The 16356-nt window shown below is 70.4% G+C and carries 15 protein-coding genes; 6 read left to right on the forward strand and 9 right to left on the reverse strand.

What is annotated here, in order from left to right:
- Window positions 1–21: 21 nt before the first annotated feature.
- Together QTI51_RS15915 and QTI51_RS15920 are read left to right on the forward strand one after the other, a co-directional pair.
- Window positions 22–1152, forward strand: a complete 1131-nt coding sequence (locus QTI51_RS15915; protein ID WP_286515029.1) for a hypothetical protein — start codon at window positions 22–24, stop codon at window positions 1150–1152.
- Entirely contained in the window at window positions 1149–2336 is a 1188-nt protein-coding gene (locus tag QTI51_RS15920) for a DUF5624 domain-containing protein (protein ID WP_286515031.1), read from the forward strand. The genes QTI51_RS15915 and QTI51_RS15920 overlap by 4 nt, the downstream gene beginning before the upstream one ends.
- A 78-nt stretch (window positions 2337–2414) precedes the next feature.
- On the opposite strand, the gene QTI51_RS15925 is transcribed toward QTI51_RS15920, so the two are convergent.
- Entirely contained in the window at window positions 2415–3434 is a 1020-nt protein-coding gene (locus tag QTI51_RS15925) for a porin (protein WP_286515033.1), read from the reverse strand.
- 169 nt (window positions 3435–3603) lie between these two features.
- Window positions 3604–4596 carry a Bug family tripartite tricarboxylate transporter substrate binding protein gene (locus tag QTI51_RS15930; RefSeq protein ID WP_286515035.1) on the reverse strand — a complete coding sequence of 331 codons (993 nt, stop codon included), beginning with the start codon at window positions 4594–4596 and terminating at the stop codon, window positions 3604–3606.
- 217 nt (window positions 4597–4813) lie between these two features.
- On the opposite strand from QTI51_RS15930, the gene QTI51_RS15935 reads away from it, so the two are divergent.
- Complete coding sequence (locus QTI51_RS15935) at window positions 4814–5860, forward strand: helix-turn-helix domain-containing protein (RefSeq protein WP_286515036.1); 1047 nt, start codon at window positions 4814–4816, stop codon at window positions 5858–5860.
- Window positions 5861–5900: 40 nt separating this feature from the next.
- Here QTI51_RS15935 and QTI51_RS15940 read toward each other — a convergent pair whose 3' ends face one another.
- Window positions 5901–7484 (reverse strand): amidase, encoded by a 1584-nt coding sequence (locus tag QTI51_RS15940; RefSeq protein ID WP_503011517.1) that lies wholly within the window; start codon window positions 7482–7484, stop codon window positions 5901–5903.
- Window positions 7484–8473 carry a Bug family tripartite tricarboxylate transporter substrate binding protein gene (locus tag QTI51_RS15945; protein ID WP_286515039.1) on the reverse strand — a complete coding sequence of 330 codons (990 nt, stop codon included), beginning with the start codon at window positions 8471–8473 and terminating at the stop codon, window positions 7484–7486. The genes QTI51_RS15940 and QTI51_RS15945 overlap by 1 nt, the downstream gene beginning before the upstream one ends.
- A 202-nt stretch (window positions 8474–8675) precedes the next feature.
- On the opposite strand from QTI51_RS15945, the gene QTI51_RS15950 reads away from it, so the two are divergent.
- A complete protein-coding gene (locus QTI51_RS15950) occupies window positions 8676–9590 on the forward strand; it encodes a LysR family transcriptional regulator (protein WP_116911339.1) in 915 nt (304 codons plus the stop codon).
- A 19-nt stretch (window positions 9591–9609) separates the two neighbouring features.
- On the opposite strand, the gene QTI51_RS15955 is transcribed toward QTI51_RS15950, so the two are convergent.
- Both QTI51_RS15955 and QTI51_RS15960 read right to left on the reverse strand, forming a co-directional pair.
- Window positions 9610–10158, reverse strand: a complete 549-nt coding sequence (locus QTI51_RS15955) for a DsbA family protein (protein WP_116911338.1) — start codon at window positions 10156–10158, stop codon at window positions 9610–9612.
- Window positions 10159–10229: 71 nt separating this feature from the next.
- The gene (locus tag QTI51_RS15960) at window positions 10230–11195 is read right to left on the reverse strand and encodes a helix-turn-helix domain-containing protein (RefSeq protein ID WP_286515042.1); all 966 of its coding nucleotides are present in this window, start codon (window positions 11193–11195) and stop codon (window positions 10230–10232) included.
- Between the two features lie 190 nt (window positions 11196–11385).
- Here QTI51_RS15960 and QTI51_RS15965 point away from each other — a divergent pair, with 190 nt between their 5' ends.
- Window positions 11386–12447, forward strand: coding sequence for an adenosine deaminase (locus QTI51_RS15965; RefSeq protein ID WP_286515043.1), 1062 nt, complete (start codon window positions 11386–11388; stop codon window positions 12445–12447).
- Here the strand turns inward: QTI51_RS15965 and QTI51_RS15970 are convergent.
- Entirely contained in the window at window positions 12408–13748 is a 1341-nt protein-coding gene (locus QTI51_RS15970) for an MFS transporter (RefSeq protein ID WP_286515045.1), read from the reverse strand. The two genes, QTI51_RS15965 and QTI51_RS15970, sit on opposite strands and share 40 nt — an antisense overlap.
- A gap of 101 nt (window positions 13749–13849) precedes the next feature.
- Here QTI51_RS15970 and QTI51_RS15975 point away from each other — a divergent pair, with 101 nt between their 5' ends.
- Window positions 13850–14806, forward strand: coding sequence for a LysR substrate-binding domain-containing protein (locus QTI51_RS15975; protein WP_286515046.1), 957 nt, complete (start codon window positions 13850–13852; stop codon window positions 14804–14806).
- 65 nt (window positions 14807–14871) lie between these two features.
- On the opposite strand, the gene QTI51_RS15980 is transcribed toward QTI51_RS15975, so the two are convergent.
- Together QTI51_RS15980 and QTI51_RS15985 are read right to left on the reverse strand one after the other, a co-directional pair.
- Window positions 14872–15678 carry an amino acid ABC transporter ATP-binding protein gene (locus QTI51_RS15980; protein WP_286515047.1) on the reverse strand — a complete coding sequence of 269 codons (807 nt, stop codon included), beginning with the start codon at window positions 15676–15678 and terminating at the stop codon, window positions 14872–14874.
- Window positions 15678–16352 carry an amino acid ABC transporter permease gene (locus QTI51_RS15985; RefSeq protein WP_286515049.1) on the reverse strand — a complete coding sequence of 225 codons (675 nt, stop codon included), beginning with the start codon at window positions 16350–16352 and terminating at the stop codon, window positions 15678–15680. Before QTI51_RS15985 ends, QTI51_RS15980 begins: the two co-directional genes overlap by 1 nt.
- Window positions 16353–16356: the final 4 nt, after the last annotated feature.

The raw sequence follows: 16356 nt of genomic DNA on the forward strand, positions 1-16356 counted from the left end.
CCGACCCCAGGGAGCCCCACCATGCACAGCATCCAGGACCTCGACACCTCCGGCGCACGCGCCGTGGAGACCTTCGTTCACGACGGCACGCGCTACCTCGTGGTACCGCAACTGGCGCTCGACGTGCCGGGCCAGCCCGCGATGATCACCGTGGGCGACAGCAGCAACGTCGACGCGCTCGTCTACCGCTGGCAGGGCGGCGCCTTCGAGGCGCACGCGCGGCTGCCGGTGCCGGGCGGGGAAGACGCCGAGTTCTTCCGCATCGGCGAGCGCGCCTTCCTGGCGACCGCCAGCCTCAAGTCGGGCACCGGGCCCTACGAGCTGAATGTCGACTCGGTCATCTTCGAACTGAAGGACGGCGCCTTCACCGAGCTGCAGCGCGTGCCGACTTTTGCAGCCAAGCAGTGGACGCACTTCGCCATCGGCGAGCGGCACTTTCTTGCGCTGGCGCAGGGCGTGGCCATGGAAGGCAACGTGCCGCGGCATCCGTCGAAATCGGCCCTGTACGAATGGAACGGCGAGCGCTTCGTGGAGTTCCAGGTCATCGAGTCGGTGTGGGGCTACAACTTTGCGTTCTTCGAGATCGGGGAGCAGCGCTTCCTGGCCTACGCGGACCATGTGGCGCCCTCGCGCGTGATGCTCTGGAGCGGCACGCGCTTCGAGGACTTCCAGTCGCTCGAGGGCAAGACCGGCCGCGCCTTCCAGTTCTTCGAGCACGGCGGCGAAGCGTGGCTGGCCTTTGCCTGCCTGCATGACGACACGGTGCTGCTGCGCTGGAGCGGCAAGGGCTGCGGCTTCGTTGCGCACCAGACGCTGAGCGGCCCCGGTGGGCGCGAGTTCATCTGGCGCGAAGACGCGCAGGGCGGCGAGCTGGTGCAGGTCAACTTCCTGCTGGGCAGCCGCGAGGCACCCATCACCTCGATGACCTCGGTGGGCTACCGCTTCGTCGACGGCCGGCTGGCGGTGCGGCGCGAGTTTCCGACGCTCGGCGGCACCGATGCCTGCGCCTTCGAGGAAGACGGCCAGGCCTACCTGGTGGTCGCCAACAGCCTGGGCGCGGACATTCGCTTTCGCACGCCGAGCAAGGTGTACCGGCTGGGGGAGGCGCAAACGCAGGCGCAAACGCAGGCACAGCCGGGAGACGCCCGATGAGCACGCCCAACTTCCAGAGCCCCGAGTTCCTGCGCCTGTTCGAGACCTACACCGCGAGCCCCGACAGCCTGGGCGCGAAGATGACCCGCGCCACCGCCGAGGCCGCGCCCGACGCGGCGCTGATCGTGGCGACGGCGGCCGACTTCATTCTCTTTCCCGGGCGCGGCAAGCCGCCCGAGGTCGAGGGCTACCGGCTGACGACGCGCGGCTTCAAGGAGCTGGCGGCGGTGTCGCACTTCGGGCCCGCGCTGGCCTCGCTGGTGCGCCTGCGCGAGATCGACCCCGCAGGCACGCTGTGGCGCAGCGAGGCCGAGCGCCTGCTCGCCGCCACCGCGGCGGCGCGCGCGGCGAACAGCGTCGCGCTCTGGCGCGACCACATCGCGGTGCCCGCCTACCAGGGACGAGAGACCGACATCGCGAACATGGTGCAGTACGCCTGCGAACTGACCGAGCGCTACATCGCCCGCGCGCTGGCGCAGCCCGAGACGCTCACCGCCGCCGACCTGCGCGCGCACTGCCTCGAAGCCAGCGGCGATGCCGTGGGCGCGAGCGTGCCGATGAACCAGGTGATGATCGCGACCTTTTTCCTGGTCGGGCTCGACACCGCCCACCGCGCGATCGCGTGGTTCGAGCGGCACCGCATCGACTGGGCGAACGCCATGGTGCTCATCGTGGGCAAGCAGGGCCGGCCCACCGCCGGCGTCACGTGGAGCACCAACGCGGTGTGCGCGATGGTGCTGGCGTCTTCGCACCATGCGCTGCCGCTGGAGCGCGTGTACATCGCGCCGCACGCGCCGGCGCCCACCTTCGAGCGCCCGGTCGACCTGGCGGCCGTGGCGGCGCACGAGGCGCCGATGCGTAAGCTGTGGTGGGCCACGCGCGCCATGAGCGACCTGGGCCCGTTGATGTACGAGGGCTATCCGCGCTTTGCGCCCGGCCGTGGCAGCCGGCCCGTGCTGCAGCCCGGCACCACGGAGGTGAGCGAGATGCCCGCCATTGCCGGGCCGGACGACTGGCACGCGCTGAACACCCGGCTGCGCGTGATTCTGGAAGACCCGCGCCAGTTGCTCGCGGGCTGCGTCACCGACTACGCGGCCGACCTGCTGGAGGCCGCCGGCAACGACCCGCGCGCGGTGGTGGTGCCGGGGCTCGACGGCGCGGGCTATCCGCGGTATTTCTCCTGAAGACCTGAAGACCTGAAGACCTGAAGACCTGAAGACCGGACGCGCGAAGCGCCCGGTCTTTGTTTTTGTCTCTCTCGCTCAGAAGTTGTGCGAAATGCCGAACTGCAGGCCGCGCGAGTTCGCGCCGGCCTGCGGGTCGGACAGCGCATCGGTCACCACATAGGCCGCGTTGCCCTTGTTGCGCACCACCGACCAGGTGCCGTACACCGCGGTGCGCTTGCTGAGCCAGTGCACATAGCCCAGCGCCACCTGCGTGGCGTCGTCGGCGTCCACGCCCGGCCCCGAGCGGTTGGCGCGCGCGACCGATGCCTTGATCACGCCCGCACCCACCGGCACGCTCAGGCCCAGCATCGCGTGCGTCTGGCTCTCAGGCGCGTTCTTCTGCCGCAGGTAGTTGGCGTAGAGCTTGACCACGCCGAAGTCGTAGCTGCCGCCCAGGCTGGCGTTGCGGTAGCGCCGGCCTTCGACGGGCGTCTGCCCGTAGCTGGCCGCGATGTCGAGCGGGCCCGACGCATAGCCCAGCCGAGCGCCCGAGTACTTCATGCCCTCCTGGCCCTCGGGCATCGCCACCATGACCTGGCCGTAGAAGCCGCCCAGGTTGCGCGGAAGAAAGTAGCCGACCGAGTTGTTGGCGCGCACCAGCGTCTTCGCGCCGCCGAGCCCGAAGGGCCAGCCTTCGACGATGTTGCTGGAGCCGCCCACGCCCACGGTGCCGAAGGGCGAGAACTGCGACACGTTCCAGAAGCTGGGCGTGTAGTCGCGGCCCAAGCGCAGCTCGCCGAAGCTGTTGTGCGAGAGGCTCACGGTGGAGCGCCGCTGCCAGCCCACGCCCTGGAACTCGCCGGTGTCGGGCAGCGTGGCGGCCTCGAGCCAGAAGCTCGCGGCCAGCCCGCCGCCCAGGTCTTCGGTGCCGCGAAAGCCCAGCCGGCTGGGCAGCACGTTGCCGCCCTGGTCCATCGCGCGGACCGAGCGCCCGCCCGACTTCGCGAAGGTGAGGTTGAGGTCGACCGTGCCGAAGAGGGACACAGTCGATTGCGCGAGCGCGGGGCCGTGCAGGCCGAGGCAGCCCGCGGCGAGCACGAGGGTGGAACGGATCATGGGGTGTTGTCTCCTGGTTGTAGAAAAAAGGCGTGAACAGGGCGCGCGCGCTCCCGCGGCCCTTGCGTGGCGCAAGGGTCCAGTGCCAGGAGCCCACCGCCGTTGTCGGCGTGGTCTCGAAGGCGGGAGCGAACGGAAGAAAAAGGAAAAAAGAGGAGGCTGGCCCGCGTCAGTCGATGCGGATGCCCTTGGTCTTGATGAGCCGGCCCATGGTGGCGGCTTCGCGCTCGATGATGGCGCGCGTGTCTTCAGGGCCGGTGCCCATGGGCTCCAGCCCCGCGTCGGCGATCTGCCGCGCCATCTCGGGCGAGCGCGTGGCGGTATGGATCGCCTGGCCCAGGCGCTCGACGATGTGTTGCGGCGTGCGCGCGGGCAGCCAGAAGCCCAGCCACGTCGACACCTCCAGGCCGGGGTAGCGCTCGGCCAGCGTCGGCACGTCGGGCAGGGCGGGGCTGCGCTGGCTGCCGGTGTACGCCAGCGCCTTCACGCGCCCGGCCTTGATGTTGGGCAGGGCGGAGATGGGTGGCTCGAAGCCCAGCATCACTTGCCCGCCGATCACGTCGGGCATGGCGCCCTGCTTGTAAGGCACGTGCAGCATCTGCACGGAGGCTGCCTCCTGCAGCAGCTCGAAGCCCAGGTGCGAGGTGCTGCCCGAACCGTACGAGGCAAAGCTCACATGCCCGGGCTGCCGCCTGGCCAGCGCGACCAGTTCATCGGCGTTGCGCGCGGGCACCGCGTTGTTCGCCACGATGAAGGAGCCGCCCTTCAGCGCCTGCGTGACGGGCACCAGGTCTTCCGTGGGCCTGTAGGGCAGCTTGGAGAGCAGGAACGGCGTCATCGTGAACGGGTTGCTGGTGGAAAACAGCACCGTATAGCCGTCGGGCGCGGCCTTGGCGACCGCGTCGGTGCCGATGGTGGAGAGCGCGCCTGGCTTGTTCTCCACGATCACCGGCACCTTCAGCAGGCGCGAAAGTTGCTCGGCGTAGCTGCGCGCGAACAGGTCGGAGCCCACGCCGGGGGGCGTGGGCGTCACGATCTTGATGGCGCGTTGCGGCCAGGGGGCGGCCTGGGGTTGCGATTGGGTTTGCGATTGCGGCTGTGCCATTGCCGTGCATGCCATGCCGGCGGCGCACACCAGCGCCAGTGTGTCGATCCTCTTCATGTCTCGTCTCCTGTTTATGGGCGCATGCTAGGCAGCGGCTGTCATATTCGGAAATACCGATTCGAGATGCAATGTCATACTCTTTTCGTATAACTTCGCGCCGAACGCGCCGTCGTTCGAACCCCCTGCTTCTTGTGCTTCCTGTGCTTTTGCCTGCCTTGTGATGTCCGAAGATCGATTCCTTTCAGACCGCTTGCTCCTGCCCCCGCAGCCTCCCATGCTGGCCCCCGGCATCGTCCACAGCAGTTTCGGGGTTCAGGGCGACGCCCGCCACAGCCTGCCGGCCTGGCAGGAGCGCATGAGCACCGTCTACGACGTGCAGCCCGTGCCGGCGCTCGAAGACGGGGCGGTGTTCGACGCCTCGTTCGCGCGCTACACGGTCGACGACCTGACCTTCTTCGACATGCGCACCGGCCCCAATGTGGCGGTGCGCTCGCTGGGGCGGGTGTCGACCGAGAGCGTGCGCGACATCTCGTTCAACCTGTTCGTCGAAGGCATTCCGGCCGAGTTCCGCGGCCACAGGATGCGCGCGGACGAGCACCGCGCGCCCAAAGTGCCCAGCATCCTGGCGCTGGACATGGACCAGCCCTGCACCATCCGCAGCCACGAGGGGCGCATGCTGATGTTCTTCGTGCCGCGGGTGGTGGTGGAAAAGGCCTTTCCCGATGCCGCCTCGCTGCACGGCCGGCGGGTGGAGGCCAACACGCCGCTCACGCGCATGCTGGTGTCGCACCTGCTGGCGCTCAGCCGGCAGATCGTGGGGCTGGCCCGCGACGACGCGGGCGACAGCTTTCGCACCACGGTGCAGCTGCTGGTGGCGGCCTTCAGCCGGGAGGCGGGGCTGTCGGGCGACGCGCGTGCGGCGGTGCGCGCCGCGGTGTACGGCCAGGTCTGCCGCCACGTGGAGGCGCACCTGCACGACCCGGGGCTGTCGCCCGAGAGCGTGCTGCAGTCGCTGCAGCTGTCGCGCGCCAGCGTGTACCGCCTGTTCCTGCACCACGGCGGGCTGGCCGCGTACATCCGCGCCCGCAGGCTGCGAACGGCCGCCGACGAGCTGGTGCGCTTCCCGAACCTGGCCGTGCAGGACATCGCGGCGGGGCTGGGGTTCAACAACGCGTCGAGCTTCACGCGGGCGTTTCGGCGCACCTACGACATCGCGCCGCAGGAGCTGCATGCGTACGCTCCCTTGCTGCGGCGCGAGCCGGCGTGGCAGCAGCGGCATGCGGGCTGGCCCGCGCAGGCTTTTCCTCTCGCTTTCAGGTAGCTGCGCTTCTCTATACGGCCCGATATAGCCCTATATAGCCCTAGACCGCCGACACGGCGGCGGTGCCCGCTGCGGCGCTGTTGAACACCGGCGGCGTGGTCACGATCGAGCGCAGCGCGGGCTGCGCCTCGCGCAATGCGGCCAGGTCGGGCCGCGGCCGGCGCAGTTGCGCATGCGCCGCGAAGGCTTCTTCCATCGCCCGTGCCGCGCCCAGCACCTGGTGGTCCGCGCGAAAGCCGCCCACCACCTGCAGCCCGAAGGGCATGCCCGCGTGGTCGAGCCCGCAGGGCAGCGAAATGGCGGGGTGCGTTGTCAGCGTGACCACGTAGGTCAGCGCCAGCCAGCGGTAGTAGTTGGCCTGCGGCTCGCCGTTGATGTGGCTGGCGTACAGCTGCGTCCACGGAAAGGGCGAGACCGGCGTGGTCGGCGACAGCACCAGGTCGTAGTCGGCGAAGGTTGCCTGGAAGCGCTGGAGCAGGCGGGTCTGCTCGGCCTGCGCCCAGGCGCTGTCGAGCAGGCTCATGCGCGCGCCCATCTCGTAGTTGGCGCGCGGGTTGGGGCCCAGGCTCGCGGGGTCGCGCTCGTAGGCCGCGTGCATGCCGGCCACGAAGGCCTCGGCGCGCAGCACGTCGAAGCAGCGGTGCGCCTCGCCCATGTCGAAGTCGACCGGGTCGCAGCGCGCGAACAGGTGGCGCATGGCGCCCATCTTTTGCCGGAAGGTGGCGCGGATGCCGTCGTCCACGGCGCAGGTGCCGAAGTCTTCGGTCCACGCCACGCGCAGGCCGGCCAGGTCGACGTGCGCGGGCGCCAGGAACGACAGAGGGTCCAGCGGGTAGCTCAGCGGGTCGCCCGCGCTCATGCCGGCAGCGGCGGCCAGTTGCAGGCAGGCGTCGTCCACGGTGCGGCCCATGGGGCCGACCACCGAAAGGGGCGTCCAGCCCAGCGGCTTGCGCACGCTGGGCACGACGCCCGGCGAGGGCCTGAAGCCCACCACGCCGCACTTGGCCGCGGGAATGCGCAGCGAGCCGCCGGTGTCGGAGCCGGTGCACACCGGCAGCATGTCGCAGGCCAGCGCGGCGGCCGAGCCGCCCGAGGAGCCGCCCGCGTTGAGGTTGGGGTCGAACGGGTTGCCGGTGGCGCCCCACACCGCGTTGCGCGAGTTGGCGCCCGCGCCCATCTCGGGCACGTTGGTCTTGCCCGCGACGATGGCGCCCGCGCGGCGCAGGCGCGCCACCAGCTCGATGTCCTGCGTGGGCACGTGGTCGCGGTAGATGGCGGAGCCCCAGGTGGTGAGCAGGCCTTCGGTCGGTTCCAGGTCCTTCACGCCCAGCGGCAGGCCGTGCAGCAGGCCCAGGGTGTCGCCGCGCATCACGGCGCTTTCCGCGGCGCGGGCCTCGGCGCGCGCGCGCTCGAAGCAGGTCGCGGTCACGGCGTTGACGAACGGGTTCACGCGCTCGATGCGCGCGATGCAGGCGTCGAGCAGCTCGACGGGCGAGATCTGCTTGCGGCCGATGAGGCGGCGCAGCGCGACGGCGGAGGTCTCGACGAGGTCGGCGCCGGGTTCTTGGCGTCCTTCCACGGGGGTGTGTACCGGATTGCGTGCGGGGGTGTGCGTGGTGTTCATCAGTCGGCGGTGATGTTGGCGCGCGCCGCCACCGCGCGCATCAGCGGCAGCTCGCGGTTGATGAGCTCGCTGGCCGCGGCGGCGTTGCTGTAGGCCGGCTCCAGCCCCTGGGCCAGCAGCTTGGCGCGGGTGTCGGGGTCGGCGATGGTCACGGCCAGCGCCTTCTCCAGCCTGGCCTTCACGTCGGCGGGCAGGCCCTTTGGCGCGGCCAGCACAAGCCAGGTGTCCATGTCGATGTCGGGGTAGCCGCTCTCGGCCAGGGTGGGCACGTCGGGCAGCAGCGCGGAGCGCTTGGCCGTCGTGAGCGCGATGGCCTTGATCTTGCCGCTCTTCAGCTGCGGGATGGCGGCGCTCACGGTGTCGATGCTGAACGGAATCTGCCCGCCCATCAGGTCGGTCATGGCCGGCGCGCTGCCCTTGTAGGGCACGTGCGTCATCTTCAGGCCGGCCGCGTGCAGCACGCTTTCGCCGGCGAACTGCGCGGTGGTGCCGGTGCCGAAGGAGCCGTACGAGTACTTGCCGGGCGAGGCCTTCACGTAGTCGACGAACTGCTGCACCGTCTTCACCGGCACCTCGCTATTGGCCAGCAGGACGAGGCCGGTGCGCCCGGCGATGCCGATGGGGTCGAAGCCCTTCACCGGGTCGTAGGGCAGGTTGGCGCGAATGGCCGGGTTCACGGTGAAGGTGGTGCCCGAGCTGACCAGCAGCGTGTAGCCGTCGGGCGCGGCCTTGGCCACGTAGCTCGCGCCGATCACCGTGCCGGCGCCCGCGCGGTTCTCGATGACCACGGGCTGGCCCAGCTCCTTGCCCAGGCGCTGCGCGATGACGCGGCCGTTGACGTCGGTCGCGCCGCCGGGCGGAAAGGGAATGACCAGCGTGAGCGGGCGCGAGGGGAACCCGGTCTCGGCGGCGAGGGCGGCGAACGGCAGGGCGCCGAAGCCGAAGCAGCACAGCCATGCCATGCGTGCCATGAGCGGGAGACGGTTCATCGGGGGAACTCCTGGGGTCTAGGGAAAAGGCCGGCCAGCGTGGACCGGTGCGGGCCAGTGCGGGCCGGTAGGGCTCGCAGGTTCATCCTAGGAGCCGCAACACGCTGCCACAAGCGCAATGTTTAGAATCGTGCGTTGCCGAAACGGCAATCGGCGCCGTCTTCACACCGCCGCGGCGCACCCCTTTCCACCGAAGGAATTCGTGACGCTTCGCGCCTTGCAGGAAACCGCGGTCCGCTACTTTCTCGAGGTCGTGAAGACGGGCTCGGTGAAGGACGCGGCGCTCAAGCTCAACGTGGCGCCCTCGGCGGTGAGCCGCCAGGTGGCGCGGCTGGAGCGCGAGCTGGACACGCTGCTGTTCGACCGCCATGCGCGGGGCATGGTGCCCAACGCCGCCGGCGAGCTGCTGGCCGCGCATGCGAAGCGGGCGCAGCAGGACATCGAGCGCGTGGCGAACGACATCGCGGGCCTGCGCGGCCTGCGCAGCGGGCATGTGCGCATCGCGAGCACCGAGGGCTTCGCCTTCGACTTCATTCCCACGCTGGTGGCGCGCTTCAGGCGCAAGCACGAGGGCATCCGCTTTCACCTGGAGGTGTGCCCGCCCGGCGACGTTTCTCGGCGGGTGCGCGACGGCGAGGCCGACGTGGGCATCACGCTGAGCGCGGTGCCCGAGCCCGGCATCGAGATCGAGCTGCGCCACCCCAGCCCCATCCTGGCCGTGATGGCCAGGGACCATCCGCTGGCGCAGCAGCGCCAGCTCACGCTGCGCCAGGTGGTGGCCTACCCGCTGGGGCTGCCGCAGGAAGACAGCTCGATCCGCCGGCTGCTGGACGCCAGCTGCACCCGCCAGGGGCTGCGCTATGCGCAGGCCATGTCGAGCAACCACGCCAACGCGCTGCTGAGCTTTGCCGCGGCCGGCGGCGGCAGCATCGCCTTCTACGGTGCGCTGTCGATGCGCACGCTGCTGCAGAGCAAGGCGCTGGTCGCCATTGCCCTGAAAGACCGCGAGATGAACGAGCGCCACCTCGAGATCGAGACCCTGGCCGGCCGCGCGCTGCCCGACGCGGGCAAGGCCTTCGTGCGCTACCTGGTCGAGGCCGTGCAGGCCTCGGGCTGAGGCAGGCCGCGCCCGGTGCCTACTTCAGCGCGCGCTCGATGGCGCTGCGCAGGTGCTCCAGCCCGAACGAGACGTCGGTGAACTCGCCGTTGACGTAGAAGGTGGGCGTGGCGCGCACGTTGAGCCGCCGGCCGAGCTCGACCTGCTCCTGCACGCGCTGGCGGTACACGGTGTCTTTCAGCTCGTTTTCGAAGCGCGGCATGTCCAGGCCCAGCTGCGCGGCGTAGGCGTCCAGGTGGGTGGCGTCCAGGTGGCTCTGGTGGTTGAACAGCAGCTCTGCATAGGGCCAGAACTTGCCCTGCGCGCCCGCGGCCTCGGCGGCCTCGGCCGCCAGCTCCGCGTGCGGGTGCACCTCGCGCAGCGGAAAGTGGCGGAACACGAAGCGCACCTGCGCACCGAAGTGCGACAGCATCATCTGCACGGCCGGGTGGGCCTGGCGGCACGACGGGCATTCGAAGTCGCCGAACTCGATGAGGGTGACGCGGGCCGAGGCCGGCCCGAGGATGTGCTCGGTGGCGGGGTCGGGCGTGAGGAGGGGGTTCGGGTTCGCGTGGGACGGTGCGCTCATGAAGGCCTCGCAGGATGGGTGTAGGGGTGTGGAAAAAAACAGAAAAAGACTTGCTCCGGCGCGCGCGCCGTTCAGCGCGCCACCCGCATCTTGCGCCGCCAGCTGCCCGGCGGCGAGCCCGTGTACTGCGAGAACACCCGCGTGAAGTGGCTCTGGTCGGCAAAGCCGCAGGCCGCGGCCACGTCCGCCAGCGGGCGCTCGAAGTCCATCAGCAGCGCCTGCGCGCGCTCCAGCCGCTGCGCGATGAGCCACTGGTGCGGCGTCTGCCCGGTGGTTTCGCGAAACGCGTGAATGAAGTAGCTGCGCGACAGGTTGCAGGCGTCCGCGATCTCGGCGACTGAAATGGCGCCGTCGATCTTGCTGCGCAGCATTTCCTTGGCGCGCGCCTCGTGCGAGCGCGACAGCACGCGCTGCGTGCGCGGCTCGTTCGGCGGCGCCGCGCGGCCGTGCACGTCGACCAGGTAGCTGGTGACGGCCAGGCAGACCTGGTCGACGAACAGCAGGCTGGCGTCGGCCGGATCGTGCAGCGCGGGCACCAGCGCCTGCGCGAGATGGGCGAGCACGTCGTCGCGCTCGGCCGTGACGGCCGCGAGCCCGCCGGCGCGCGGGCCGGCGCGGTCGTCCAGGGCGCGTTCGAGCGCGGCGTGGGAAATTTCGAGCAGCACGAAGTCGAAGCCGGTCTCCATGTCGGCGCGGTAGCGGTCGCAGAAGTCGCGGATGTAGATGGCGCCCTTGCCGAAGTCGTGGCGCACGGCGTGGTGCTCGTGCAGCACGCGCCGGCGGTGGCCGTCGCGCAGCGACACGCCCACCAGCACGCCGCGCCCGCTGGCGGCGGTTTCCACGTGCTGGCGCTGCGGGCCGTCCACGGTCTTGCGGTAGACCCGCACGCCGTTGGCCAGCAGGTCGCGGTCCTGGCTCAGGTGGCTGGCCGTGCAGCCGAGGCCGTCCGTGGCGGGTGCCGGGGCAGGGTGCGCAGGGGCGGGCACCGGTCGGTGCACCGGGCCTGTTGCCGAAGAAAAGCTGCTGTCGGCGTGCATGGACGGGCGGGCGAAAGACGGGAGTGGCAGAGCTTTCGATTGGCGGCGCTGCGGCGGATTCTGGATAGAAGCTTTGTGCGTTTTATTGAAAACGCGGCGCGGGCGCGAATGCAAGCTGTAAGGTTTCGTGTATCTCGCGGGCGGTGGCTGCCTTTATGCTGTGCGCGATCACAACGCAGATGCCTCCCCCATGACCGACTTTCGCCCCACCTACGACGCGCGCTTCGACCGCATTCCCGCCGACCGCCTGCCCGAGCTGCTGCGCGCCATGCCCAAGGCCGAGCTGCACATGCACATCGAAGGCTCGCTGGAGCCCGAACTCATCTTCGCGCTCGCGCAGCGCAACGGCGTGCGCATTCCCTACGCCAGCGTCGAGGAGCTGCGCAAGGCCTACGCCTTCACCAACCTGCAGAGCTTCCTGGACATCTACTACGCCGGCGCCAGCGTGCTGCTGAAGGAGCAGGACTTCTTCGACATGGCCTGGGCCTACCTGGAGCGCGCCGCGGCCGACAACGTGGTGCACACCGAGATGTTCTTCGACCCGCAGACGCACACCGCGCGCGGCGTGGCGATGGAAACCGTGGTGCACGGCCTGCACCGCGCCTGCGTCGAGGCCGGGCCGAAGCTGGGCGTGAGCGCCTCGCTCATTCTTTGCTTCCTGCGCCACCTGAGCGAGGAAGAGGCCTTCGACACGCTGGCGCAGGCGCTGCCGTTTCGCGACAAGTTCATCGGCGTGGGGCTCGACTCGAGCGAGGTGGGCCACCCGCCCGAGAAGTTCGCGCGCGTGTTCGCGCGCTGCCGCGAGCTGGGCCTGCACCTGGTCGCGCACGCGGGCGAAGAAGGCCCGCCCGCGTACGTGTGGAGCGCGCTCGACGTGCTGAAGGTCGAGCGCGTCGACCACGGCGTGCAGAGCGCCAAGGACCCGGCGCTGATGGCGCGGCTCGCGCAAGAGCGCATTCCGCTCACCGTGTGCCCGCTGTCGAACCTCAAGCTGTGCGTGTTCCCCGACCTGGCGCAGCACAACCTGGGCACCCTGCTGGACGCCGGCCTGGTCGCCACCGTGAACTCGGACGACCCCGCCTACTTCGGCGGCTACATGAACCAGAACTTCCTGGAGACTTTCGCGGCCACCGGGCTGAGCGTGCGACACGCCTGGCAGCTGGCGGCCAACAGCTTCGAGGGCAGCTTCATCGACGAGGCCGCCAAGCGCGGCTACGTCGAGCGGCTCAACGCCGTCTTCGCCACCTTCTGATCCGAGGCTGACGCAGCGCCACGCCGCGGCACCAGCAGCGGCAGCGCCACCAGCGCGCAGGCGCTGGCCGCCAGCCACACCAGCGGCCAGCCCTGCGCCGCCAGCAGGTGCGGAATGGAAAAGGGCGTGACGAAGCACACCAGGAAAACGCTGGTGTTCGCCATGCCCAGCGCGGTGCCGGCGCGGGCCGCGCCGGCCAGCGTGGCGAGCTCGGTGTAGGCCACGCCGTGCCAGGCCGACACGCACACCCCGCTCGCCGCCAGCAGCACCACCAGCGCGATGCGCAGCGCCGCCGAATCGGCCGCGTGCGCGCCGCCCGCCAGCACCAGCAGCGCCAGCCCCGCGAACAACGCCACGCTGAGCGTGCTGCAGGCCCGCAGGTAGGCGGGCCGGTTGCGGCGCCGGTCGGTCCAGCGGCCGCTCCACACGCGCATGACCATCGCGCCCACCTGCACGCACACCATCGTCGCGGTGATGGTGCCCAGGCCGGCATGGCCGAAGTCGTGCAGGAACACGGTGCCGAAGGACAGCACCGCGAACTGCGGCGCGCAAAGAATGCCGATGCCCGCGACGATGCGCCACACCCGTGCGTCGCGCAGCGGGCCGGTCGCGGGGGCGGTGGTATCGACCGCCTCAGCTGCCTTGCTGCCCGACGGCATCGCGCTGGCCGGCGTGGCCTTCGCGATGGGCGGCTCGTGCACCCAGGCCCAGCTCATGCCCGCGCTCAGCGCGCACAGCAGCGCCAGCAGGCCGTACAGCGCCGCGAAGCCGAAGTGCAGCGCCACGAAGGGCAGCACCAGCGCACCGATGCCGCCGCCCAGCGGCACGGCGGTCTGGCGGATGCTCATTGCAAGGCCGCGTTCGCTGGCGTCGAACCAGGTCATCACCGCGCGCCCGCTCGCGCCGTTCACGCTGCCGCCGAGCAGGCCCACCAGCAACAGCCCGGCGGCCAGCCAGCCGAGCGACGGAATGTGGCCGGAAGAAGGCGCCGCCCACAGCGCCATCGCCACCAGCGCCAGCGCCGTGCTGCCCAGGCCCACCAGCAGCACCGGTCGGTCGCCCCAGCGGTCGGTCAGCAGGCCCCAGGGCAGCTCGCTCACGGCAATGCCCAGGCCCATGAGGCCGAGCACCAGGCCGAGCGTGGCGTTGTCGAGCTGGTAGCCGGTGCGCATCAGCACCGCGGTCATGGGAATGCCGCTGAAGGCGACCGAGAACGCCGCGTTGGCGGCCACGCCGGCGGCGAGCACCTTCCAGCGGTGGCGGCGCGAAAACGCGAGGGAAGAAGAGGGCGGATGTGTCATGTTGCGGCGCAGTGTCCGCCGTTGCGAAGGTTTTGAAAATCAGAAAATAATGGGTCTATCGTCCTGAAAAGCAGGACTATCCAGACAGGCAAGGACTTCCAATGACCCAGGTGATGTTCGACCTCGACGTGCTGCGCACCTTCTCCACCGGCATGGCGCTCGGCAGCTACGCGCGCGCGGCCGACCGGCTGGGCCGCTCGACCTCGGCCGTGAGCGCGCAGCTGAAAAAGCTGGAGTCGCAGGCCGGCACCGTGCTGTTCCGCAAGGAGGGGCGCGGCCTGGCACTTACGGACGCTGGCGAAACGCTGCTGGCCTACGCGCACCGCATGCTGGAGCTGAACGACGAGGCCAGCGCAGCCATGCGCGGTGTCGACCTGCAGGGCTGGGTGCGCCTGGGCCTGCAGGAAGACTTCGGCGAGACGCTGCTGCCGGCCGTGCTCGGGCGCTTCGCGCGCGCCCACCCCAAGGTGCGCATCGAGGCCTGCGTGGCGCGCAGCGGCGAGCTGCGCGAGCGGCTCGAACTCGGCCAGCTCGACCTGGCGCTGGCGTGGGACGCGGGCGAACAGCCGCTGTCGCCCCATGCCGAGCGCGTGGCGCGGCTGCCGCTGTTGTGGATAGGCCCGACCGCCCCCGACCGGGTCGATGCGCCCTGGTGGACCGAGCGCGAACACCGCGCCGGCGCCGCCCGACAACCGAAGAGCAGGGAGCCGCTGCCGCTCATCATGCTGGACGCCCCGTGCCCGCTGCGCGAGATCGTCATCGCCGTGCTCGACCGCGCCGGCCTGCCGTGGCGCCGGGCCTTCGGCAGCGCCAGCCTGGCAGCGCTGTGGGCCGCCACGTCGGCCGGCCTGGGCCTGACGGTGCGCACGCCCTTCGGCCTGCCCTCGCACGTGCGCACGCTTGACCGCGCGGTGCTGTCGCTGCCCGCGCTGCCGCAGATCTCGCTGGTGCTGTACCGCGCGCAGGCGCATTCGGAAGCGCCCGCGAGCCGGCTGGCCACGCTGCTGCTCGAGGGCGTGCGGCAGCATATGCAGCCGGTGGGGGTGGCGCTGCGCTGAGGGCGCGCGCCGGGGCGCCGCCGCTGCACTGACGTTCTCACCGACGTTCGCACCGACGTTCAGGCTCAGCCCTGGCGCGCCGCGTGGAAGCGTTCCAGGAACGACACCAGCTTCGGGTCCTTCGGCCTGTGCATGATGTCTTCGGCCGGCCCGATCTCGGCCATGACGCCGTCGCGCATGAAGCCGATGCGGTCCGACACATGGGCCGCGAAGGCCATTTCGTGCGTCACCAGCACCATCGTCATGCCGTCGGCGGCCAGCTCGCGGATCACGGCCAGCACCTCGCCGACCAGCTCGGGGTCCAGCGCGGAGGTGGGCTCGTCGAACAGCATCACGGCCGGCTGCATGGCCAGCGCGCGCGCAATGGCCACGCGCTGCTTCTGGCCGCCCGACAGGCGCCCCGGGTGCTGGTCGGCTTTTTCGGCGAGGCCGACCTTGCCCAGCAGCGTCATCGCGAGCGCCTTGGCTTCGTCGGGGCGCTTGCCCTGCACCTGCACCGGGCCTTCGATGATGTTCTGCAGCACCGTCATGTGCGGGAACAGGTTGAAGTGCTGGAACACCATGCCGATGTTCGCGCGCAGCGCGGCCAGCTGCGCGTCCTTGGGGGCGCGGCTCGCGCCCTTGAACGCGAAGCTGTGACCCGCCACGCCGAGCTGCCCGTCCTCGGGCATCTCCAGCAGGTTCATGCAGCGCAGGAAGGTCGACTTGCCCGAGCCGCTGGCACCGATGAGGGTCACCACTTCGCCCGCCTGCACCGAGAGCGAGACGCCCTTGAGCACGTGGTGGTCGCCGAAGGACTTGTGGATGGCCGTGGCCTCGAGGATGGGCGCGGCCTGGGGCGACGCGCCGGGAGGAGTGAAAGGCGTTGACATCACTTGGCGGCCAGGCGGCGTTCCACCCGCGTGGCAATGAGGGTGAGCGGGAAGAGCACCGCGAAGTAGATGACCGCGATGGTCGTGTAGACCTCCAGCGGCCGGTAGCTGGCGCCGGTGATCACCGAGCCCTGGTACAGCAGGTCGCCCACCGCCACCGCCGACACCAGCGAGGTGTTCTTCAGCTGCATGATGGTCTGGTTGATGAGCGACGGAATCATGAGCGGAAAGGCCTGCGGCAGGATGATGCGGCGAAAGATGCGCCCGCGCCGCATGCCGATGGCGCGCCCGGCTTCCCACTGGCCGCGGTCGACCGCCTCGATGCCGCCGCGGAAAATTTCGCTGTAGAAGGCGCCCGCATAGAACGACAGCGCCAGGAAGCAGGCGGTGGTGGCCGACATGTCCACGCCGATGAGCACCGGCAGCGCGTAGTAGGCCCACACCAGCTGCACCAGCAGCGGCGTGCAGCGGAAGATCTCGGTCCAGATCTGCAGCGGCACGCTCACCCAGCGCGTCATCGTCGGGTTGCGCAGCACGCCCGTGACCAGCCCGAGCACCAGCCCGACCAGCACCGTGCTGACGGTGAAGGCCAGCGTCACGCCCAGCCCGCGCCAGATCAGCGGCAGGTAGGGCACCAGGGACCCGAAGTCCCATGCGTATGAAGCTTGTTCCATGCGG

The organism is Variovorax sp. J22G73 (genome assembly GCF_030317035.1).
GTDB lineage: Bacteria > Pseudomonadota > Gammaproteobacteria > Burkholderiales > Burkholderiaceae_C > Variovorax.

Coding starts and splice junctions, on each gene's coding strand:
- QTI51_RS15970 (WP_286515045.1), bottom strand. CDS start 13,748: ATGACACATCCGCCCTCTTCTTCCCTCGCGTTTTCGCGCCGCCACCGC.
- QTI51_RS15980 (WP_286515047.1), bottom strand. CDS start 15,678: ATGTCAACGCCTTTCACTCCTCCCGGCGCGTCGCCCCAGGCCGCGCCC.
- QTI51_RS15940 (WP_503011517.1), bottom strand. CDS start 7,484: ATGAACACCACGCACACCCCCGCACGCAATCCGGTACACACCCCCGTG.
- QTI51_RS15985 (WP_286515049.1), bottom strand. CDS start 16,352: ATGGAACAAGCTTCATACGCATGGGACTTCGGGTCCCTGGTGCCCTAC.
- QTI51_RS15975 (WP_286515046.1), top strand. CDS start 13,850: ATGACCCAGGTGATGTTCGACCTCGACGTGCTGCGCACCTTCTCCACC.
- QTI51_RS15920 (WP_286515031.1), top strand. CDS start 1,149: ATGAGCACGCCCAACTTCCAGAGCCCCGAGTTCCTGCGCCTGTTCGAG.
- QTI51_RS15915 (WP_286515029.1), top strand. CDS start 22: ATGCACAGCATCCAGGACCTCGACACCTCCGGCGCACGCGCCGTGGAG.
- QTI51_RS15965 (WP_286515043.1), top strand. CDS start 11,386: ATGACCGACTTTCGCCCCACCTACGACGCGCGCTTCGACCGCATTCCC.
- QTI51_RS15925 (WP_286515033.1), bottom strand. CDS start 3,434: ATGATCCGTTCCACCCTCGTGCTCGCCGCGGGCTGCCTCGGCCTGCAC.
- QTI51_RS15960 (WP_286515042.1), bottom strand. CDS start 11,195: ATGCACGCCGACAGCAGCTTTTCTTCGGCAACAGGCCCGGTGCACCGA.
- QTI51_RS15945 (WP_286515039.1), bottom strand. CDS start 8,473: ATGAACCGTCTCCCGCTCATGGCACGCATGGCATGGCTGTGCTGCTTC.
- QTI51_RS15930 (WP_286515035.1), bottom strand. CDS start 4,596: ATGAAGAGGATCGACACACTGGCGCTGGTGTGCGCCGCCGGCATGGCA.
- QTI51_RS15955 (WP_116911338.1), bottom strand. CDS start 10,158: ATGAGCGCACCGTCCCACGCGAACCCGAACCCCCTCCTCACGCCCGAC.
- QTI51_RS15935 (WP_286515036.1), top strand. CDS start 4,814: ATGCTGGCCCCCGGCATCGTCCACAGCAGTTTCGGGGTTCAGGGCGAC.